This is a genomic window from Pseudomonas subflava (assembly GCF_023823685.1).
In the GTDB taxonomy this organism is placed as follows: Bacteria; Pseudomonadota; Gammaproteobacteria; order Pseudomonadales; family Pseudomonadaceae; genus Aquipseudomonas; species Aquipseudomonas subflava.
Window position 1 is genome coordinate 357809 of the sequence record NZ_JAMXBF010000001.1, and the last position, 22441, is coordinate 380249.

A 22441-nucleotide genomic window follows, 5' to 3' on the forward strand; every position below is an offset into this window, starting at 1 on the left:
ATGGTCAACAGTCACTACTCCTCAGCGCTGCCCGCCAGATGCGGGCAGCTGGCCGGTACTTACTTCATGTCCGGCAGGCGGGCTTCGCTCTTCACTTCGGTGAGGGCTACAGCTTCGGCTGGGACTGCGATGTTCTGCTTCCTGAGCAGTTCGCCCATGGCCGCGATGACGCGATACATGGAGAACTCCTCGGTGTAACGCACCTCGGTATAGCGGCGATTGGCGGTGAACAGTTCGTTCTCGCTGTCCAGCAGGTCGAGCAGGGTGCGTTGCCCGAGGCCGAACTGCTGCTGGTAGGCCTCGCGCACCCGCGAGGTGTATTCCGCGTAGTCCCGCGCCTTGGGGGTCTGCAGGCGCGAGTTTTCCATCGCGTTCCAGGCCAGCGAGAGGTTCTCGTTGAGTACCCGCAGCGCGTTGTTGCGGATGTCCATGGACTGGTTGATCTGGTGCGCGGCCGATTGCAGGCGGGCCTTGTCGCGCATGCCGTTGAACAGGTTGTAGTTCATCACCACGGCGGCGCGCCAGGTGTTGTAATGGCCCTCGTCGCCCTGCACGTTGTCGTCGGCAGTGGTGGCCAGCTCCAGATCGAAGCGCGGGTAGAAGGGCGACTTGGCCACTTCATATTGTTTCTCCGCGGCGTGCACGTCGGCCTGGGCGGATTTGAGGAAGGGGTTGTTGTCGACCACCGCCTGGCGCGCGGCGAGCAGGTCGGCCGGCATCTCGCCCTTGATGGTGGCGGGGGTCTCCAGTTCGCTCGGCATGCGTCCGGTGGCGCTGAAGAAGTTGGCCTCAGCGTCCGCCAGGTTGACCTGCTCGGTATAGAGATTGTTCTCGGCCAGGGCCAAACGCGCCTCGGACTGGTCCAGGTCCGCAGCGCTGCCCACGCCGCGCTCGCTGCGCAGGCCGATCTGATCGCCGATGCGCTGGTGCGCCTGCAGGTTGTTCTGCGCCAGGGTCACCATCTCGCGGCGCTTGAGCACCTCCAGATAGACCTCGACGGTGCGCAGGGCCAGGCTCTCGGAGGTGCCGAGCACGTAATAGGCGCGCGAGTCGACCACCGATTCGGTGCGGGCCACTTCGTTCGGGGTGTTGAAGCCGTCGAACAGCATCTGCCGCAGGCGCAGCTCGGCATCGCGATAGTTCAGCGTTTCCTTGTTGTGGTCGCCGAGTGCACGGGTGCTCGGGCTATCGGTCTGCTCGCGGCCGTAGCCCATGAGCAGATCGACGGTAGGCAGGTAGCCGCCCCTGGCGATCTTCACTTCCTCATCCGCGGAGAGACGATCATTCATGCTGGCATGCAGCTCGGGATGATTGTCGATGGTGCTCTGGATCGCTTCCGAGAGCGTCATGGCTTGGGCCTGGGTGCAGGCAATGGCCAGCAAAATGCCATTGCAGAGCGGTTTCAGAACGCGCATGAGGTTTCTCCTTATTAGTAATGCTCGGTTCCTGTCGCCAAAAAACTGACGATTTCTCGTCTGGCCGGGCGCATCAGGCCTGTAACATCACAGCTAAGAACATCTGCACAGGAAGCTAAGAAGAATTCTTCACAAGAGTTATGAGGAAAAAGTCTTATGCACTCTGTGAGAACCAGCACATTGTTTCTTCCGCAAGCCGCGAAAAACGGGGCCTTCAGGCCTTTTCGCGACTAACCAGTCGGTCAAATGCAGTTTTGGAACATAAGGGGCGGGGATGTTTCTGAAGGAGTAGGCCGGTGCAGTTGGAGCGACACTTTTTTGTCGCATTTGACATTAACGAGCAGGCGCACCGCTCGATTCTCAGGGTTTTCTTCGCGCATACCCCCGGTTCGGAAGGTGATTTGACCCCTTTTGAAACCTGTCGACGTGGTCGGCAGCTGTAGTGCGGAGGAAGGAATCATGGCTACTTTGATAGGTGTCGTCAGTCAGGTCGTCGGCGAAGTCTTCGCGGTAGCCGGCGATGGATCGCGCAGACCGCTAATCGAAGGCGATCGCGTCTATGCCGGCGAACAACTGGTCACCGGCGCCGCCGGCGCGGTTGCGATCTCTCTCGCCAACGGCGAGATGCTGACGGTGGGGCGCGACAGCAGCCTCGCCCTCAACGAGCAGATGCTGGCCGGTGGCGATGGCCGTGGCGCCCAGAACCAGGCGCAAGAGCCAGCCGCACCCTCCGACGACGACCTCACCGATGTCGAACAGCTGCAGGCCGCAATCGAGGCGGGCGTCGACCCGACGCAGGTCGGCGAGGCCACCGCGGCAGGCCCGGGCGCTGGTGGCGCGGGCGGTGCCGGTGGCATTGGCGGCGGTCACAGTTTCGTCCTGCTGAATGCCGTTGGTGGCGCGCTCGATCCGGTGATCGGCTTCCCTACCGCAGGCTTCAACAGCGGCCCCGAATTCCCTGATCCGGAGATCTTCGCCACCGCAGACTTGGCGGCGGATTCCACCCCTTCCATCGACGTAGAGTACGAAGATGCCCAGGGCAATATCGTCACCGGCCCGGCGGTCGTCGACGAGGAAGGTCTTTCCGACGGCACCAATCCCGACAGCGATGCCGAGCAGGCTTTCGGTTCGCTGATCATCGATTCCCCCGATGGCGTTTCCGCCATCGAAATCCAGGACGTCGACGGCAACTGGATCGACGTCACCAATGGCGGTGTGGTGCAGGGCCAATACGGCGTCCTGACGGTGGATGCGGCCGGCAATTGGACCTACACGCTCACCGACAACACCCTCGACCACGGCAATCCCGGCGCGACCGGCGCCGCCGACCAGGTCGGCGAGAGCTTCGCCGTGCGCATGTTCGACGCGGATGGCGATGTATCGCCGACCGTGCAGCTGGACGTGCTGGTCAATGACGACGGCCCTGAACTCGCCGAGGGCGAGGGTGCCCAGGTGTCGGTTTCCGTCGATGAGGACGAGACTGCCGATGGCATCGGCGATGGCGACTCGGTAACCAACGTCGCCAGCGGCGGCCCGGGCGCGCTTGGCGCTATGGTCAACTTCGGCGCCGACGGGCTCGGCAGCTTCGGGCTGTCGGGAAGTCCGAGCGCCATTGCCGGTCTCGAGTCCCAGGGGCTCAGCTCCGGCGGAACAGCCCTCAGCTACAGCCTGGTGGGCAACGTACTGACCGCCTCGGCCGGCGACGAAACCATCTTTACCCTGGAAGTGGGCGCCGACGGCAGCTTCACCTTCACCCTGGTCGGGCAACTGGATCACCCGACCGCAGACGGCAACGATGACGAATCGCTCGAGTTGCCGATCGACTTCTCCGGCCTGCTGTCCGCGGTGGACGGCGATGGCGACCCGGTGGGTGCGTTCGGCGAAGGCAGCTTCGTCATTGATGTGGAAGACGACGTGCCGCAGCTGGTCGGCGGCGGCGAGGAGCAGGAGTTCCCGCAGGTACTCGGCCTGGTCCATGAGGATGCACTGAGCACTGGCGATGGCGCGCCGCACGACGGCAACGCGGAAGGCGGGCAGACCACCACGGTGTCCGGCCCTGCCGGATCGCTGTCGGCGCTGGTCAATTTCGGGGCCGATGGTCCGGGCGACTTCGGTATTTCCAGCGACCTGAGCTCGCTGAACCTGCAGAACCTGACCTCCGGCGGCGTGCCCCTGGCCTACGCCGTAGTGGGCAACGTGCTCACCGCCACCGCCGGTGGAGAACCCGTCTTCACCCTCACGGTGAACGAGGATGGCAGCTGGGCCTTCGAGTTGCAGGGGCCCATCGATCATCCGGATGCCGATGGCAACGATGCCGAAGACCTGCCGGCCCTGGGCATCGACTTCTCCGGCGTGTTGACCGCCACCGATGGCGACGGCGACCCGCTGGTGGGCGGCTTCCCGCCGGGCAGCTTCGCCATCGATGTTCAGGACGACGTGCCGGTGGCCGTTGGCGGCGGCGAGGAGCAGGAATTCCCGCAGGTGCTCGGCCTGGTCCACGAGGATGCGCTGAGCACCGGCGACGGCGCGCCGCACGATGGCAACGCGGAAGGCGGGCAGACCACCACGGTGTCCGGCCCGGCCGGCTCGCTGTCGGCGCTGGTCAACTTCGGTGGCGACGGTCCGGGCGACTTCGGTATTTCCGGCGACCTGAGCTCGCTGAACCTGCAGAACCTGACCTCCGGTGGCGTGCCCCTGGCCTACGCCGTGGTGGGCAACGTGCTCACCGCCACTGCCGGCGGCGAACCCGTCTTCACCCTCACGGTGAACGAGGATGGCAGCTGGGCCTTCGAGCTGCAGGGGCCCATCGATCATCCGCAGAAGGATGGCAACGATGCCGAAGATCTGCCGGGTCTGGGCATCGACTTCTCCGGCGTGTTGGCCGCCACCGATGGCGACGGCGACCCGCTGGTGGGGGGCTTCCCGCCGGGCAGTTTCGCCATCGACGTGCAGGACGACGTGCCGGTGCTCAACGGCGGCGTTGCCGTGGGCACCACGCTGACGGTGAGCCTGGAGGGCGGCGACGCGGGCTATGCCAATACCTATGGCTATTACGTCAAGGACGCTCTGGGCAACCCGGTTGGCGGTACCATCGTCTGGGCCAACGTGCAGGCGGTGGGTGCGCCCATCCAGCTGGAAGGCGTGAACCCGGATTCCATCGGCTTCTTCATCATTCCCAACGGCGCGGCGAACAACCCGCTGGCCGGCTACAAAAATGGCGCCGAGCTGACCTTCGTCGAGGTCGCTGGCGAGTGGCAAGCCTTCCTCAATGGCCAGCCGCTGGTGGGCAGCGGTGGCGCCAATGTGCTGTTCGACAACCCGGCGCTCAACCCGAACGGCAGCGCACAGTTCACCGACAACGGCGCCCCCGGCAACCAGAACTGGGAAGACGTCAGCGCCGGTGGCGATGGCGATTTCAACGACATCAACATCCAGGTGGACTGGCAGGGTGCGATGGTCCACGAGGACGCCCTCAGCGTAGGCGGCGGCGCGCCGCATGACGGCAACGCGGAAGGCGGGCAGACCACCAGCGTGTCCGGCCCGGCCGGCTCGCTGTCGGCGCTGGTCGACTTCGGCGCCGACGGCCCGGGCGTGTTCGGCCTGTCCGCCGACCTGAGTTCGATGACGCTGCAAAACCTGACTTCCGGCGGCGAGCCGCTGGCCTATGCCCTGGTCGGTGGCGTGCTCATCGCCACCGCCGGCGGCGAAACCATCTTCACCCTGACAGTCAACGCGGACGGCAGCTGGACCTTCCAGTTGCAGGGGCCGATCGATCATCCGAATGCGGATGGCAACGATCTGGAAGACCTGCCGGGCCTGGGCATCGACTTCTCCGGCATCCTCACCGCGACCGATGGCGACGGCGACCCGCTGGTCGGCGGCTTCCCGCCGGGCAGTTTTGCCGTCGACGTACAGGACGACGTGCCGGCGGCCAGGCCGCTGCAGTACGACGCGGAGCAGAATCCGATTCCCCTGGTGCTGGGCGAGGTGGACGAGGATGAGCTGGCGAACGGCATCGGTGATGGCGATGGCGAGGGCACCTCGGTGTCCGGCGGTGTTGGCGCCCTCAATGCCCTGGTCGACTTCGGTGCCGACGGCCCCGGCGACTTCGGCCTGAACGACGATCCGGCCGCCATTGCCACCCTGCAAGCCCAGGGCCTGACCTCCGACGCCACGCCGCTGAGCTACTCGGTGGTGGGCAACGTGCTCACCGCCACCGCGGGCGGCAACCCGGTCTTCACCCTGACGGTGAATGCCGACGGCAGCTACGAGTTCCTGCTGCAAGGGCCGCTCGACCATCTGCGCCCCGGGAGCACCGATGACGACCAGCTGCTGGGGCTGCCGATCGACTTCTCCGGCGTGCTCAGCGCCACCGATGGCGACGGCGACCCGGTGGATGGCTTCGCGCCCGGCAGCTTCGTGATCGACGTCGAGGACGACATTCCCGTGGCGCAGAACGATAGCGCCACCGTCCTCGCCGGCCAGGCGCAGAACGTCAACATGGTGTTCGTGCTGGACTTCAGCGGCAGCATCAACAACATCGAGCTGGACCAGATGCTCGACGCCGTACGTGCCGCCGGCCAAGCGCTGTTCAATGATTCCGACGGCGACATCCGCGTCCAGATCGTCGCGTTCTCCGGCGACTCGGTGTCGTACCCGCCGATCGACAACCTCGCCGACTTCATCGCCCTGGTGAATTCGATCAATCCTGCCGAGGGCGGCACCCGCCCGGTACACAGCACCACCGATTTCACCGATGCCATCCAGGAGACCATGGCCGCCTACAGCCCGATACCGGGCTGGAGCAACCAGGTGGTGTTCATCAGCGACGGCAACCCCAACGAGCAGACCGGAGGCCCCGGCGGCGCGCCGTCGCTGTCCGAGCCGACCGCGACCCAGTGGAGCGACTTCGTCAACGGTAACGGCATCAACGTCACCGCCATCGGCGTCGGCAACGACATCGACGATCCGCGGCTAGCGGACATCGACGTGGACGGTGGGCCCAACGACCCGCTGCGTGTGGACGACTTCGATGACCTGGTCGATACCCTGGTCGATCAGGTCGTCGTCGGCCTGGTCGGCGGCAATGTGCTGCTGGGCGGCGACAACGTCGTCGGCGGCGGTGACGACGATGCCTTCGGCGCCGATGGCCCCGGCCAGATCCAGTCCATCGTGATCGACGGCGCCACCTACAGCTGGGATGGAGTGGCCGATGGCGACGAGCAACTGACGGAAATCGCCACCGCCGCGGGCGGCAAGCTCAGCTTCAATTTCGCCACCGGTGCCTGGAGCTACCAGGCGCCGAGCAATCCGGCCGGCGACAAGGTGGAGAGCTTCACCTACACCATCGTCGACAACGACGGCGATCCCTCGTCCGCCACCCTGAACGTCTACGTCGAAGACACCAGCCCGGTGCTAGGCCGTGTCGACGAGGACGAGCTGCCGTCCGGCAACACCGACGGCGATGCGGTCAATACCGTAGCCACCGGCAACCTGGCCGACCTGATCGTCGGCCCGCCGGTCGCCGCGCAGTTCAGCCTGTCCAGCGACACCAGCGGCCTGGATGGCGCCACCTCGAATGGTGTTGGGCTGGTCTACAGCGTTGCCGGTAACGTGCTGACTGCCACCGCGGGTGTGGGCGGCCCGGCCGTGTTCACCCTGGAGGTGAGCGGCAACGGCGATTACACCTTCACCCTGCTCGGCCCGCTGGATCATCCCACCCCCGGCACCGATGACAACGAATTGCTGGTGCTGGATTTCGCCAGCATCCTGCAGGCCACCAGCGGCGGATCTCCGGTCGCCCTGGCCGGTGGCTTCCTGATTCAGATCGAGGATGACCTGCCTGTCCTGCAGCCGGGCACCGAGCCGGATGACGCGTTGCAGGTGGACGAAAGCAGCCTGGCGACCAATGCCACCACCGACTTCAGCGCCCAGTTCACCGAGCTGTTCGGCGGCGACGGCCCCGGCACCACGACCTATGCCCTGCAGGTCAGCAACGGCACGGATACCGGCCTGAACGATTCGGCCACCGGGCTGAGTATCCGTCTGTACACGGACGGCGACGACGTGGTCGGCCGGGTCGGCAACTACCTCGGTACGGTCGCCTTCCGCGTGTCGGTCAACGCCGCCACCGGCGAGGTGACGCTGGATCAGATCCGCGCCATCGAGCACAGCCCCGACAGCGGGCCGGATCAGGAAGCCAGCCTGGCGGCAGCGGACCAGATCCGTCTGGTCGGCACCATCGTCGACGATGACGGCGACAGCAGCAGCGCGGTGCTCAACCTCGGCAACGCCATCAGCTTCAAGGACGACGCCCCGAGCATCACCGGCAGCGCCGCCTCGGTAGGTACCCTGCGGGTGGATGAGAGTGCCTTGGGTAGTAACGACACGGATGACTTCAGCGGCCTGTTCAGTGGCAATTTCGGCGCCGACGGCCCAGGCGACATCGACTACGGCCTGAGCATCAGCGCCACTGGCGCCGACAGCGGGCTGCGGGACTCGGCCAGCGGCCAGGACATCCTCCTGTACATGCAGGGTGGTGATGTAGTTGGCCGCGTCGGTGGAGCGGGCGGTGCCATCGCCTTCCGCGTCTCGGTCGACGGCAGCGGCGACGTCACCCTGGATCAGCAGCGTGCGATCCTCCACGAACCCAACGCCGGTCCCGATCAGACCGCCTTCCTGGCCGCGGCCGAGCTGATCAAGCTGACCGCCACCATCACCGACAAGGACGGCGACGACGCCAGCGCGACCATCAACATCGGCCAGAGCCTGGCCTTCGAAGACGATGCTCCCGAGATCGACGGGCGTACCCCGGCCAGTGACAGCCTGCAGGTGGACGAGACCAGCCTGGCCGTCAACGACAGCACCGACTTCTCCGGCAGCTTCGCTCGCGACTACGGCGCCGACGGTGCCGGTAACACGGTGTACGGCCTGAATGTCAGCGCGGCCGGTGCCAACAGCGGGCTGGACGACACCGCCACCGGGCAGGACATCCTGCTGTACAACGAGGGCGGAGTGATCGTCGGCCGGGTCGGTGGCCCCACGGGCGAAGTGTCGTTCACCGTCTCGGTGAATCCCGCCACCGGCGTGGTCACCCTCGACCAGCAGCGGGCGATCGTCCATTCGCCGAACACCGGCAGCAATCAGGAAACCAGCCTGGCGTCCGCCAACCTGATCCAGCTCAGCGCCACCATCACCGACAAGGACGGTGACAGCGACTCGGCCACCATCAACCTGGGCAACGCCATCAGCTTCCGCGACGACGGCCCGACCCTGAATGCCAGCGCCGCCTCCACCGACAGTCTGCAGGTGGATGAAAGCTTCCTGGCGACCGATGCCTCGCAGGACTTCAGCGGCAACTTCAGCGGCAGCTATGGCGCCGATGGGGCGGGCACGCTGACCTACAGCCTGGGCGTCAGCAGCAGCGGCGCCGACAGCGGGCTGGACGACAGCGCCACCGGCCAGAATATTCGCCTGTACATGGATGGTAACGACGTGGTCGGTCGCGTCGGCGGCTCGGGCGGCGCTATTGCCTTCCGCCTGTCGGTCGATGGCAACGGCGTGGTCAAGCTGGACCAGCTGCGCGCCATCGAGCATGACCCCAACACCACGGCGGATCAGGAAGCCAGCCTGGCCAACGCCAACATGGTGCAGCTGACCGCCACCATGACCGACCGGGATGGCGACAGCGACTCGGCCACCGTCAACCTCGGCCACGCCATCAGCTTCAAGGACGACGGTCCCAGCGTCACCAGCAACCTTGCGGTGCGGCTGGACGATGACGCCCTGGCTAACGGCATCCCCGGCGGCCCCGGCGCCACCGACGACGCCGACGCGCTGAACCTGACAGGCACCCTGAACCACAGCTTCGGCGCCGACGGTGCCGGCACGGTGAAATGGCTGGATTCGGGCGCGCCGGGTGGCTTCACCTACCAGGCCAGCGCCGATGGCTCGCAGCTGCTGGTCAAGCAGGGCGGCACCACGGTGCTGACCCTGGCGCTGAACACCGCCACCGGTGAGTACGGCGTGACGCAGAACGCGGCTATCCGCCATGCCGACGCCAACCTGGAGAACAACCAGGGCTTCACCCTGAGCTACCAGGTCACCGACAAGGACGGCGACACGGTCAATGGCACGCTGAACATCGATGTCGACGACGACACCCCGGTTGCCCGGGACGACGTGGCCTTCGGTGCCAACGGCCAGACCGAGGACATCAACATGGTGTTCGTCCTCGACTTCAGCGGCAGCATCAGCGACATCGAGCTGGACCAGATGCTCGATGCCGTGCGCACCGCCGGCCAGGAGCTGTTCAGCACCGCGACCGGTGAGGTGAAAGTGCAGATCGTCGCCTTCTCGGACGACTCGAGATCCTACCCGGCGATCGACAACTTCGCCGATTTCGCCGCGCTCATCGCCTCGATCAACCCGGTCGAGGGCGGTACCCGTCCGGTGCACAGCACCACCGACTTCGCCGATGCGATTCAGGAAACCATGAGCGCCTACACCCCGCTGCCGGGGTGGAACAACCAGGTGGTGTTCATCAGCGACGGCAACCCCAACGAGCAGACCGGCCCCGGCGGCGCACCGTCGCTGATCGAGCCGACGGCCAGCCAGTGGGCCGACTTCGTCGCCAACAACAGCATCAACGTCACCGCCATCGGGGTCGGTAACGACATCGACGACGCTCGCCTGGAAGACATTGATATCGATAGTGGCTCGAACGACGCACTGCGCGCCGATGACTTCGACGATCTGGTCGATACCCTGCTCGACGACGTGGTGGGCGGCCTGGTGAGCGGAAATGTGCTGCTGGGCAGCGACAACGCCGTGGGCGGTGGTGACGACGACGGCTTCGGCGCCGACGGCGCTGGACGGATCCTGTCCATCGAGATCAACGGCGTCACGTACGTCTGGGACGGCGTGGGCACCATCGATCCGAGCAGCGGAGCCAACATCGCCGGCAGCCAGCTGACCGGCATCGCCACCGCCTCCGGTGGCAAGCTGGACTTCGACTTCGCCACCGGCGCCTGGACCTACCGTGCGCCCGCCAGCGCCAGCGGCGACCAGGTCGAGGCCTTCGACTACGTCATCGTCGACAAGGACGGCGACCCGTCCGGCGCCACGCTGACCGTCTATGTGGAGGACCTCAGCCCGGTCATCGCCAAGGTCGACGAGGACGAGCTGCCCACCGGCATCTCCGATGGCGACACGGTCACCACCGTGGCCACCGGCAATCTCGGCGAACTGGTCGTCGGCTCTCCGGCCGGGGTGCAGTTCGGCCTCTCCGGCAACACCGCGGGGCTGGCACCTGCCAGCTCCGGCGGCGTGGCGCTGGTCTACGGCGTGTCGGGCAACACCCTGACCGCCAAGGCCGGGGCAACCGGCTCGACCGTGTTCACCCTGACGGTGGACAGCGACGGCGACTACACCTTCACCCTCAGCCAGCCGATCGATCATCCGCTGGGCAACGGTGACGACAACGAGCTGGTGGTGATGAACTTCGCCAGCCTGTTGCAGGCCACCAACGGAGCGACATCGGTCGCCCTGGCCGGCGACTTCCTGGTGCACATCGAGGATGACGTGCCGACCCTCTCGGCCGGCTCCGCCACCGCCAATTCCCTGCAAGTCGACGAAACGGTCCTGGGTACCGATGCCACCGTCAACTTCGCCGGCCTGTTCAGCGGCAACCCCGGCGGCGATGGCGCAGGCGCCACCACGTACAGCCTGGACGTGAGTTCGACTGGCGTGGACAGCGGCCTGGACGACTCGGCCACCGGCAGCAGCATCCTGCTGTACAAGGAGGGCGGCGTGGTCGTCGGGCGGGTCGGCGGGCCGAGCGGGGAGGTGTCCTTCACCGTCGCGGTGAACGGCGCTGGCCAGGTCACGCTCGACCAGCAACGCTCGATCGTCCATTCACCCAATAACGGCGCCGACCAGGAGTCCAGCCTCGGCTTCTCCGGCCTGGTGCAATTGACCGCGACCCTCACCGACAAGGACGGCGACAGCGCCACCGCCACCGTCAACCTGGGCGCCGCCATCAGCTTCCGCGACGACGGCCCGAGCACCGGCAGCAATTCCGTGGTGCGGCTGGACGACGATGCGCTGGCCAATGGCATTCCCGGCGGTCCGGGCGGCAGTGACGATGCCAATGCGGTAAACGTGAACGGCACCCTGGCGCTGAACTTCGGCGCCGACGGAGCCGGCAGCGTGAGCTGGCTCACCAGCGGCAGCCCCAGCGGCTTCAGCTACGAGTCGGGCCCCGGCGGCGCCTTGCTGATCAAGCAGGGCGGCGCCACGGTGCTGACCGTGACGCTGAACGCCACCACGGGCGCCTACAGCGTCACCCAGAACGCGCCGATCCGGCACGCCGAGGCCAACCAGGAGAATAACCAGGCCTTCGAGCTGACCTACCGGGTCACCGACAAGGACGGCGACAACGCCACCGGTACTCTGTCGATCAACGTCGACGACGATTCGCCGGTCTCGCAGAACGACACCGCCTACGTGTCGACCGGCCAGACCGAGGACATCAACCTGGTATTCGTCCTCGACTTCAGCGGCAGCATCAGCAACAGCGAACTGGATCAGATGCTGGATGCCGTGCGTACGGCGGGGCAGGAGCTATTCGCCACCGCGACCGGCGAGGTCAAGGTGCAGATCGTGGCCTTCTCCAGTGACTCGCTATCCTATCCGGTCGTCGAGAACGTCGCCGCCTTCACCGCCCTGGTGAACTCGCTCAACCCGGCGGAGCCGGGCGGCACACGGCCGCTGGACGACGAAACCGACTTCACCGACGCGATCCAGGAGACCATCGCCGCCTACCAGCCGCTGGTGGGCTGGAACAACCAGGTGGTGTTCATCAGCGACGGCAATCCCAACCAGCAGACCGGCCCTGGCGGCAATTCGCTGAATAGCACCACCCGAACCGCGTGGGACGAGTACATCGAAGACCACGACATCACCGTCACCACCATCGGCGTCGGTGACGGAATCGACGATGACCGGCTGGAGGACGTCGACCTGGATGCCGGCCCGAACAACGACCCGCTGCGGGTCGACGACTTCGACGACTTGGTCGATACCCTGGTCGATCAGGTCGTCGGCGGCCTGGTCAGCGGCAACGTCCTGCTGGGCAGCGACAACGCCGTCGGCGGTGGCGACGATGACGGTTACGGCGCCGATGGCCCCGGTCGCATCCAGTCCATCGAGATCAACGGCATCACCTACGTCTGGGATGGCGTCGGCACCATCGATCCGAGCAGCGGGGCGAACATCGCCGGCAGCCAGCTGAGCAACATCGTCACCGCGGATGGCGGCCGGCTGAGCTTCAACTTCGCCAATGGGGCGTGGAGCTACCGTGCGCCCGGCAGCGTCAGCGGCGACCAGAGCGAAACCTTCACCTACACCCTGGTGGACAAGGACGGCGATCCCTCCACCTCCACCCTGACCGTCTACGTGGAAGACACCGGCCCGCTGGTGGCCAAGGTCGACGAGGACGAGCTGTCCGGCGGCATTTCCGATGGGGACGGGGTGACCACCGTCGCCACCGGCAACCTCGGCGAGCTGTTGGTCGGCGCGCCGACCGGCGTGCAGTTCAGCCTCTCCGGCAACACCGGAGGGCTGGCGTCTGCCAGCTCGGGTGGCGTGGCGTTGGTCTACAGCGTGTCGGGCAGCACCCTGACGGCCAAGGCCGGTGCGGCCGGGGCTACCGTATTCACGCTGCAGGTGCTGAGCAACGGCGATTACATCTTTACCTTGAACCAGCGGATCGACCATCCGCAGGGCAATGGCGACGACGCCGAGCTGCTGGCGATGAATTTCGCCAGCGTGCTGCAGGCCAGCAATGGCTCGGGACCGGCTGTGCTGGCGGGCGACTTCCTGGTGCAGATCGAAGATGACGTGCCGACCGTCTCGGCCGGCTCCGCCAGCGCCGACTCGCTGCAGGTGGACGAAACCAACCTGGCCGCCAACGCCAGTGCCTCCTTCGCGGGGGCCTTCAATGGCCAGTACGGCGCCGATGGGGCAGGCACCACCACCTACAGCCTGGGCGTCAGCTCCTCCGGGGTGGACAGCGGGCTGGACGATTCCGCCACCGGCAACAGCATCCTGCTGTACCTCGAAGGCGGCAATGTGGTGGGCAAGGTCGGTGCCGGCGGGCCGGTGGCCTTCACTCTGTCGGTGAACAGCGGCAATGGCCAGGTCACTCTCGACCAGCAGCGGGCGATCCTGCACACACCCAATAGCGGTGCCGATCAGGAAACCAGCCTGGCCGCCAATCTGGTGCGGCTCACCGCCACCATTACCGACAAGGATGGCGACACCAGCAGCGCCACGCTCAACCTGGGCAACGCAATCAGCTTCAGGGACGATGCACCGACGGCGGCCAACCAGACCCAGTCCGGACAGGCCGCGGTCAACATCAGCAGCAACCTGCTGATCGTGCTGGATGTGTCCGGCAGCATGGCGGACGACTCCGGCGTGGGTGACATGGATCGCCTGCAGGTGGCGAAGAACGCGCTGCTGGAACTGCTGGAGCAGTACGACGCCATGGGCGACGTGCGGATCAGCTTCGTGACCTTCTCCTCCGGTGCGGATGTCGAGAGCACCTGGGTCACGGTGGCGCAGGCCAAAGCGGCCATCCTCGCCACCAGTTCGGGTGGCAATACCAACTACGACGCGGCCCTGATCGACGCCATCAACGTCTATAACGACGGCGGCAAGCTCTCCAGCGGCACCGTGCAGAACGTCGCGTACTTCCTCTCGGACGGTTATCCCAACGAGCCGGTTGGCGATGCCGGCATCTCCAACTCTGGCTGGTCGTCCTGGGGGTGGCCGACCCCCTATGGAGGCTCTGCCTCCGAGGAACAGGCCTGGATCAACTTCCTTACCGCCAACAACATCCGTGCCTATGCCCTGGGCATGGGCACCAATGTGGACGCGTCGGCGCTCAACCCGATCGCCTACAACGGCACCAACGGCGGCAGCCAGAGCAATGCGATCGTGGTCGATGACCTGAACGACCTGACCGCCACCTTGGTCGCCACGGCCCAGGCCTCGCCGATTCCCGGCAACCTCACCAACGGCGGCGGCTTCGGCAATGACGGCGGTTTCGTCCGTAGCATCGAGATCGCCGGCAAGCTGTACACCTACGACAAGGCGAGCAACAGCTTCTCGGCGTCCGGACCGGGGGCCAATAACGGCAGCCTCACCGGCAATACGCTGACGGTGAGCATGGGGGGCGGTTCGAGCATCGCGGTGAACATGCTCAGCGGTTCCTACACCTACACGCCGCCCAGCGCAGTCAACGCCGTGGTGGTGGCGACCATCGCCTTCATCCTGATGGACAGCGACGGCGATACGGCGGCCGCCAGCCTCAATATCAGCATTAGTCCCAGCCAGAGTCCGATGGTGGTACGCGACGACATGGTGCTGACCAACGTCGATACTCAGTCCGGGGCGGATGTCATCAATATCCCCACCTGGGCGCTGCTGGCCAACGATACCGGTCCGAACAGTGGCCTGCTGTCGGTGCTGAATGTCTCCGGCGTTTCCGACGGCTCGGCGGCGCTAGGCGCGGGCGCCGTGACTTTCACTGAGGATGGCAACTCCAGCGATGGCGGCGCCTTCACCTACGGTGCATCGTTGAACGGCAGCTCGGCGCTGGATACGGCGACGGTAGAGGTTGTCCGCAACAGCGGTGTCGCAACTCTCAACGGCACCTTCCGCAACGAGATCCTGCTGGGGCGCAATGGCACGGCTGACACGCTCAACGGTGGCGATGGCGACGACGTACTGATCGGTTTGGGTGGCAACGACACCCTGAACGGCGGCAGCGGCAACGACATACTTGCCGGTGGTGCGGGCAACGACACCCTGATCGGCGGCGTCGGCGTCGACACCGCCACCTATGTCGATGCGACGGCCGGGGTGACGGTCAGCCTGAGCGTCGGCGGTGCCCAGAACACGGTCGGCGCGGGCAACGACACCCTCAGCCAGCTGGAGAACCTGATCGGCTCGAACTTCGCCGACGTCCTGACGGGCGACGGCGGTTCCAACCTGCTGGCCGGTGGCGGCGGCAACGACAGCCTGTTCGGCCTCGGCGGCGCGGACTTCCTGATCGGAGGGCAGGGTGCCGACACCATGACCGGCGGTTCGGGCAAGGACACCTACGTCTGGCAGAAGGGCGGCCTGGGCGGTGGTGTGGACCACATCACCGACTTCAACATCGATGCCAGCGGAGCCAACTCCGACATCCTCGACCTGTCGCAGCTGCTGTCGGGCGTGGGCAGCAACCCGACCGACCTGCAGAACTACCTGGACTTCGCGTTCTCCGGTAGCACCACCACCATCGGCGTTCGTTCGGTGGCGGCGGGCCCGGTCGAGCAGCAGGTGGTGCTGGACAACGTCAACCTGTCGACCCTGTACGCCACCACCAACGAGGCGACCATCATCACCAACCTCATGGACGACAACGCACTGAAAACGGCCTGATCGGGCATTTGTACGGCGGCCCGCTACCCTTACGGGGTAGCGGGCTTTTCATGCCTGGAGGAAACCACATGGTGTACGCGCAAAGGGATGCCGAGGGACGGCTGCTGCGGGTGGAGCACGATCCGTTCGAGGGCATGACGGAGACGCTGGCGGTTGAGAGCGAGGAGTTGCACAACTGGCTGTCGGCGCGCGAAGAGGTGAAGGACCGGCTGGCCAGCCTGAAGGAGTCCGACCTGGAACTGGTCCGCGTGCTGGAGGACGTGGTCGGCGTGCTGGTGGCGCGCGGGCTGATCCGCTATACCGACCTGCCCGAGGCGGCCCGGCGCAAGCTGGACCGGCGCGCCGAGACCCGCGCCGAGATCGTGGGCCTCAGCGGTCTGCTGGGCGACGACGAGCACCACCTGCTCTGATCGCCATGCGGCGTCCCTGCCGCGATACGACCGCGCCGATCAGCCCTGCCAGGGCGCCGGTGCACCGATCAGCCGGCCCATGGCGCCGTCCAGGCCCAGTTCCCTGAGCACGTTCAGCTCGCCTTCGGTTTCCACCATCTCGGCGATCAGCGGCAGATCGATGCTGTTGGTGGCGCGGAAGATCGCCTCGATGAACACGCGCTTGTCGTTTTCCTGGTCGATGCCGCGGATGTAGCTGCCATCGATCTTCAGATAGGCCAGGCCCAGGTGGGTCAGGTTGCCGATCAGGCTGAAGCGCCCACCGAAGTGCTGCAGCCCCAGCTGATAGCCGACCTCGCGGATCTGCTGGCTCAGCGCCTCCAGTTCGGCGGCCGGCGGCAGGTAGCGTTCGTCCAGCTCCAGGGTCATCAGGTCGCCCTGCTGCGGGTTGGTCCTGAGCATGTCCAGCAGGCGCTCGCGGCTGGCAGCGTCGCGCAGGGTGGTGGCGGACAGGCTGAGGGCCAGCGGCTGGGGATGCTTGGCCAGATGGGCCAGGCTGTGTTCGAGCATGGCCAGGTCGAAGCGTGCCGTCCAGCCGAGGCGCTCGATCCACGGCAGGAAGCGCCCCGCCGGCACCGCCTCGCCGTCCGGCGCCAGCAGGCGCGCCAGCACCTTGCGGTGCAGCAGTCGTTCGGTATCGGCGCAAGTGACCACCGGCTGGAAATACAGCTGCAGCATGCTCTGGTTGAGGGCATCGTCGATCCAGCGACGCCAGTCGTACAGACCCTGGCCGTTGGTGGTGGTGAAGTCGTCCAGCCGCTCCCAGGCCTTGCCGACGTTGCTCTGTGCCTGGGCCAGGGCCTGGTCGGCGCGGCCGATGACGTTGGCCGGGGTCTCGCCCGGGCGGAACGCGGCAATGCCCAGATGGGCCACCGGCGTGCAGTCGCTGGCGCCGGTCTGGCACAGGCTATCCAGGCCTCCTGCCAGTTCGGCTGCAAGGCGGTCGGCGTCCTCGGTGGCCAGGCCGGGGGCGAGCAGGGTGAACTCGCCGCCGCGGCTGCGCGCGGCCAGCCATTCCGGCGTGCCGCGCTGCTCCAGAAGGCGCTTGAGCAAGTCGCCGATGCTGCAGATCAGCGCGTCGGTGTGCTGGCCGCCCATGCGCTGGTTGAGGCCGCCCAGGTCGTTGACCCGCAGCATCATCAGGTACCCGGAGGCGTTCTGTTCGGTCACGGCTAGCTGGTTGGCCAGCTTGATCTCGAACAGGCGGCGGTTGGCCAGGCCGGTGAGGCTGTCCTGATAGGCCTCCTCGCGCAGTTTTTCGCTGCGTGCGGCTTCTTCGGCGAACAGCTGCTTGAGCTTCTCCACCATCTGGTTCATGGCCAGCACCACACGCTTGAGTTCGGGCGTGCGCGGGACGCGGGGCAGGGTGAAGAACTCGCGGCGGCTGATGGCCTGGGCTTGGTTGACCATGTTGTCCAGCGGGCGCAGCTGGGTGCGCAGCAGCCAGCCGCCGAGGATGGCGCTGATCACGCCGCACAGCAGCAGCCAGAGCAGGCTGCCGATGGCGCCGTCCCACAGCCGGGCCAGGGCGAACTGCGGATGGCTGAGCACCTCGACCCGCGCCGCCTGCTCCCAGCCGCGCATGATCAGCGCGTCGCCGCCTTCCGGGTCGAGGTCGACCAGATCGATGAACCACTGCGGCACTCGGTCCGAGCCGAGCGGCACGTTGCGTTCGACGATCACCTCCTCGCCGGGGATGCGCACCACACGGATGGTGGCGAAATAGCCGCTGTCGAAGATGGAATTGACCATCAGCTCGATCATCGCCGGGTCGTCCACGTGCGGGGTCATCGACAGGCCCAGCGCCGTGGCCGCGTCCTGGGCGTGGGAGCGCAGCTGGCTGAGCAACTGTTCGCGGGAGTTCTCCACGCTGGCGACGAAGCTGCCCGTGAAGGCCACCACGAGGAACAGGCAGATGGCGAGAAACAGCTGTTTCAGCAGGGACATAGGCTCTCCTAACCTTCTCCGATGTCGAAGCCTTCGGCTCGCATCTTTTTCAACAGATCCTGCCAGCGCGACAGTTTCTTGGTGTCGCTCTTCCTGCCGCTCTGGCCCGGCAGGTACAGGCCCTCGGCATTGAAGGCGTAGACCGGCAGCAGATCCTTGCGCTGGGAGGCGGGGCGGATCTCGCCGATCAGGTTGTCCAGCACCAGCGGCTCGGCGGCCGGGCTGGCGTAATAGGTGAGCACCATGTGCGCCTGGTTGTAGCGCAGGGCCTTGACGTAGGTGATGCGCAGCCGCTCGCTGGGCACGCCGAGGCGGCGCAGGGTGAAGTACTTGGCGATGGAGTAGTCCTCGCAGTCGCCGGCGCCCTTGACCAGCGCCTCGACGGGGGTGGCCCAGTAGTCGTTCAGCTGCCAGATGCGGATGTCGTCGGCGAAACGGAACTGGCGATTGAAGAAGCGGTTCACCGCGGCCAGCTTCTGGCTCTCCGGCAGGCTTTCGCTGGCGCGGATCAGCTCGTCCCAGGCCTCGATACGGCCCTTGGCCATGCCCAAGTTGCCGTAGCGCTGCTCGGCCTTCTGCAACACCAGGCCGAAGTCCCAGTTGGCCCGCGCCGTGAACGCCAGCAGCAGGACGAGCAGGGCGCCGAGCAGCAGCCGAGCTGCCGGGCGGCACGGGGCTCGTCCTTGAAGGCGCGGCCGGAGCTGCATGTGGGGCTCTCCACGGGAAGTGGAGAAAGTGTAGGCAGGCGCGCGCCCATTTTCCGCCCGGTTAGGCGCGATTGCGTGGCGGCAGGGTCTTCTGGCGGAGGATGTAGCCGCTCACCAGCACCGCGCTGGTGAGCATGAAGGCCCGTGCCCAGGGCATCGGCACCAGGTAGCAGGACAGGCCGATGCTGAGCCACATCGTCACCAGCGCGTAGACCTTGCCCTTCAGCGGAATGCCGTTGCCTTCCAGGTATTCGCGAATCCACGGCCCGAGCCGCGGATGCTCGACCAGCCACAGATAGAAGCGCCGCGAGCTGCGCACGAAGCAGGCCGCGGCGAGCAGCAGGAAGGGCGTGGTCGGCAGCACCGGGATGAAGATGCCGATCACCCCCAGCACCACGCTCAGCCAGCCAACCGCCAGCAGCAGGTAACGAACGCTGCGGTGGCGGCTCTGCCGAATGTCCTGGTGCGCCACAAGCGCGGCTTAGTGATGGCGGGGCTTGAGCAGTGCGGGCTTCTCTTCCGGCGCCTGGCAGAGCAGGAACAGCGCGGTGAGCACTTCCGGAATCTGGTCGACCATGCTGTCCACCAGCTGATGGTCACGGGCGATCTCGGCGAATTCCGGCTGTTCGTCGAACAGGCCGGAGGCGACCATGATGGGCAGCAGCAGCTCGCTGACTTCGTCCTCGGAGTCCTCGAACCAGACGGCCTCGCGCAGGAACACGCCTTCCATGAAGCCGATGCACCAGCCGCGCAGGTCGGAGTCGTCCGGCTCGTCGCCCAGGTCCAGGTCGCAGGGGATTTCCGGGTCGTCGTCGCTGGCCAGCTGGCGGGCGATGTGGCCCTTGAGCAACTGCAGGCTGGCCTCGATCGACTCGCGCTCGATGTCGCTGCGGTAGTGCGGCGGCTCGGCGAACAGTGCGTCAATCCATTCACGCTCCGGCACCTGCTCGGGGCAGATGCAGAGGGCGGTCAGGTAGCCATGCGCGGCCACGTAGTCCAGGGCCTCCTCGTGCAGGTCGTCGGCATCGAGGAAGGCTTGCAGGCGGGACAGTTGCTCGGCGAAGGACATCGTGGGAACTACCTTGAGTGGGTCAACACCGGGATTCTAGCCGCCCGGGCCGGCAAAAGCACGGCCGACGGGCGAGGGTCTGCCGCCGTCCTCGCTCGCGTATACTGCGCGACCGCTTCCTGTCTTCGGATGATCTCGCCGCCCATGTCCGCCGCCCTACGCATTCTCAAAGACGTTTTCGGATACGACGCCTTCCGCGGCAACCAGGCGGCGATCATCGAGCGCGTCGCGGGCGGCGGCGATGCCCTGGTGCTGATGCCCACCGGCGGCGGCAAGTCGCTGTGCTACCAGGTGCCGGGGCTGCTGCGCGAAGGGCTGGCGGTGATCGTCTCGCCGCTGATCGCGCTGATGGACGACCAGGTCGCCACCCTCGACGAACTGGGCGTGGCGGCCGTGGCGCTGAACTCCACCCTGAGCGCCGATGAGCAGCGCGACATCGCCGAGCGCATTCGTCGCAACGAGATCAAGTTCCTCTACTTGGCGCCCGAGCGCCTGGTGCAGCCGCGCATGCTCGACTTCCTGCAGCGCCTGCCGCAGATCGCCCTGTTCGCCATCGACGAGGCGCATTGCGTCTCGCAGTGGGGCCACGACTTCCGTCCCGAGTACCTGCAACTGGGCCAACTGGCCGAACTGTTCCCCGGCGTGCCGCGCATCGCCCTGACCGCCACGGCGGACATGCGCACCCGCGAGGAAATCGCCCAGCGTCTGCACCTGGAGCAGGCCGAGCGCTTTCTCTCCAGCTTCGACCGGCCGAACATCTTCTACCGCATCCAGCCCAAGGATCAGCCGCGCAAGCAATTGCTGGCCTTCCTCGCCGCGCGCAAGGGCGATGCCGGCATCGTCTACTGCCTGTCGCGCAAGAAGGTGGAGGAGGTCGCCGACTTCCTCAGCGCCCAGGGCTTTCCGGCGCTGCCGTACCACGCCGGTCTGGCCAACGAGCTGCGTGCCTACCACCAGAAGCGCTTCCTCAACGAGGAGGGCCTGATCATGGTGGCGACCATCGCCTTCGGCATGGGCATCGACAAGCCCAACGTGCGCTTCGTCTGCCACATGGACCTGCCCAAGAGCCTGGAAGCCTATTACCAGGAAACCGGCCGCGCCGGCCGCGACGGCCTGCCGGCGGACGCCTGGATGGCTTACGGCCTGCAGGACGTGATCTTCCTCAAGCAGATGCTCAGCAACTCCGAGGGTGACGAACGCCACAAGCGCATCGAGCAGCACAAGCTCGATGCCATGCTCGCCCTCTGCGAGGAAACCCGCTGCCGTCGTCAGGCCCTGCTGGCGTACTTCGACGAGGTACTGGAAAAGCCCTGCGGCCACTGCGACTCCTGCGTCGACAACGTGCAGACCTGGGACGCCACCGAGCCGGCTCGTCAGGCGCTGTCGGCCATCTATCGCAGCGGCCAGCGCTATGGCGTCGGCCACCTGGTGGACATCCTGCTGGGCCGCGAGAACGACAAGATCCGTGCCTCCGGCCACCAGCACCTGCCGGTGTTCGGCATCGGCAAGACGCTGGCGGAGGCCGAGTGGCGCACGCTGTTCCGCCAGCTGGTGGCGCGCGGCTTGGCCGACGTCGATCTGGACGGCTACGGCGGCCTGCGTCTGACCGACGCCTGCCGGCCGCTGCTGCGTGGCGAGGTGAAGCTCGAACTGCGTCGCGACCTCAAGCCCCAGCAGGCGGCCAAGGCCAGCGGCAGCAGCGCCAGCCAACTGGTGCGCGGCGAGGAGCGCGAGCAGTGGGAAGCCCTGCGCGCCCTGCGGCGCAAGCTGGCCGAGGAGCACAGCGTGCCGCCCTACGTCATCTTCCCCGATTCGACCCTGCTGGAGATGCTGCGCAGCCAACCGCGCACGCTGTCCGACATGGCCCAGGTCAGTGGCGTCGGCGCGCGCAAGCTGGAGCGCTATGGCGAGGCCTTCCTGGAAGTGCTGAATGGTGGCGAGTCCGCCGAGGCGCCCAAGGTCGTCACCGACCTGCGCCACGAACTGGTCAGCCTGGCCCGCGCCGGCATGACGCCCGCCCAGATCGCCAGCCAGCTGAATTGCGGCGAGAAGAGCGTGTATAACCTGCTGGCCGACGCCATCGGTCGCCAGCAGTTGTCCCTGGAGCAGGCACTGGATTTGCCTGAAGACCTGCTCGGCGAGATTCAGGATGCCTTCCTCGACGGCGAGGGCGAGCTGCCGCCGGTGGCAGCGGTGGCCGAACAGTTTGCCGGTCAGGTGCCGGAGGGCGTGCTGCACTGCGTGCGCGCCGCGCTGCAGGCGGAGTTCGAGGTCTGATGTCGCTGCGGTAACGATTCTTTACGCCAAAGGATTGGCGACAAACTTGTGACGTGCTTCTCAAAACGCTAGGGTGGCTCCAGG

The 22441-nt window shown here is 66.4% G+C and carries 8 protein-coding genes; 3 read left to right on the top strand and 5 right to left on the bottom strand.

Annotated elements, in window-relative coordinates:
* Positions 1-59: 59 nt before the first annotated feature.
* On the bottom strand, positions 60-1415 hold the full coding sequence (locus NF616_RS01800; RefSeq protein WP_252271334.1) for a TolC family outer membrane protein: 1356 nt from the start codon (positions 1413-1415) through the stop codon (positions 60-62).
* 459 nt (positions 1416-1874) lie between these two features.
* On the opposite strand from NF616_RS01800, the gene NF616_RS01805 reads away from it, so the two are divergent.
* Both NF616_RS01805 and NF616_RS01810 read left to right on the top strand, forming a co-directional pair.
* On the top strand, positions 1875-15908 hold the full coding sequence (locus tag NF616_RS01805) for a retention module-containing protein (RefSeq protein WP_252271335.1): 14034 nt from the start codon (positions 1875-1877) through the stop codon (positions 15906-15908).
* Positions 15909-15976: 68 nt separating this feature from the next.
* Positions 15977-16318: a tryptophan synthase subunit beta gene (locus NF616_RS01810; protein WP_252271336.1), complete on the top strand. Its 342-nt coding sequence runs from the start codon at positions 15977-15979 to the stop codon at positions 16316-16318.
* 39 nt (positions 16319-16357) lie between these two features.
* On the opposite strand, the gene lapD is transcribed toward NF616_RS01810, so the two are convergent.
* From lapD to NF616_RS01830, 4 genes are all read right to left on the bottom strand, one after another.
* Positions 16358-18304 carry a cyclic di-GMP receptor LapD gene (gene lapD / locus NF616_RS01815; RefSeq protein ID WP_252271337.1) on the bottom strand — a complete coding sequence of 649 codons (1947 nt, stop codon included), beginning with the start codon at positions 18302-18304 and terminating at the stop codon, positions 16358-16360.
* 8 nt (positions 18305-18312) lie between these two features.
* Positions 18313-19011, bottom strand: coding sequence for a cysteine protease LapG (gene lapG / locus NF616_RS01820; protein WP_252271338.1), 699 nt, complete (start codon positions 19009-19011; stop codon positions 18313-18315).
* Positions 19012-19072: 61 nt separating this feature from the next.
* Positions 19073-19483, bottom strand: a complete 411-nt coding sequence (locus NF616_RS01825; protein WP_252271339.1) for a YbaN family protein — start codon at positions 19481-19483, stop codon at positions 19073-19075.
* A 9-nt stretch (positions 19484-19492) separates the two neighbouring features.
* Positions 19493-20080, bottom strand: a complete 588-nt coding sequence (locus NF616_RS01830; protein WP_252271340.1) for a UPF0149 family protein — start codon at positions 20078-20080, stop codon at positions 19493-19495.
* Between the two features lie 129 nt (positions 20081-20209).
* Here NF616_RS01830 and recQ point away from each other — a divergent pair, with 129 nt between their 5' ends.
* Positions 20210-22357, top strand: coding sequence for a DNA helicase RecQ (gene recQ, locus NF616_RS01835; RefSeq protein ID WP_434091841.1), 2148 nt, complete (start codon positions 20210-20212; stop codon positions 22355-22357).
* The last annotated feature ends 84 nt before the right edge of the window (positions 22358-22441 follow it).

What these genes read in the sequence shown, in the direction of transcription:
- NF616_RS01800 (WP_252271334.1), bottom strand. Translation starts at nt 1,415, where the DNA reads ATGCGCGTTCTGAAACCGCTCTGCAATGGCATTTTGCTGGCCATTGCC.
- NF616_RS01805 (WP_252271335.1), top strand. Translation starts at nt 1,875, where the DNA reads ATGGCTACTTTGATAGGTGTCGTCAGTCAGGTCGTCGGCGAAGTCTTC.
- NF616_RS01810 (WP_252271336.1), top strand. Translation starts at nt 15,977, where the DNA reads ATGGTGTACGCGCAAAGGGATGCCGAGGGACGGCTGCTGCGGGTGGAG.
- lapD (WP_252271337.1), bottom strand. Translation starts at nt 18,304, where the DNA reads ATGTCCCTGCTGAAACAGCTGTTTCTCGCCATCTGCCTGTTCCTCGTG.
- lapG (WP_252271338.1), bottom strand. Translation starts at nt 19,011, where the DNA reads ATGCAGCTCCGGCCGCGCCTTCAAGGACGAGCCCCGTGCCGCCCGGCA.
- NF616_RS01830 (WP_252271340.1), bottom strand. Translation starts at nt 20,080, where the DNA reads ATGTCCTTCGCCGAGCAACTGTCCCGCCTGCAAGCCTTCCTCGATGCC.
- recQ (WP_434091841.1), top strand. Translation starts at nt 20,210, where the DNA reads ATGATCTCGCCGCCCATGTCCGCCGCCCTACGCATTCTCAAAGACGTT.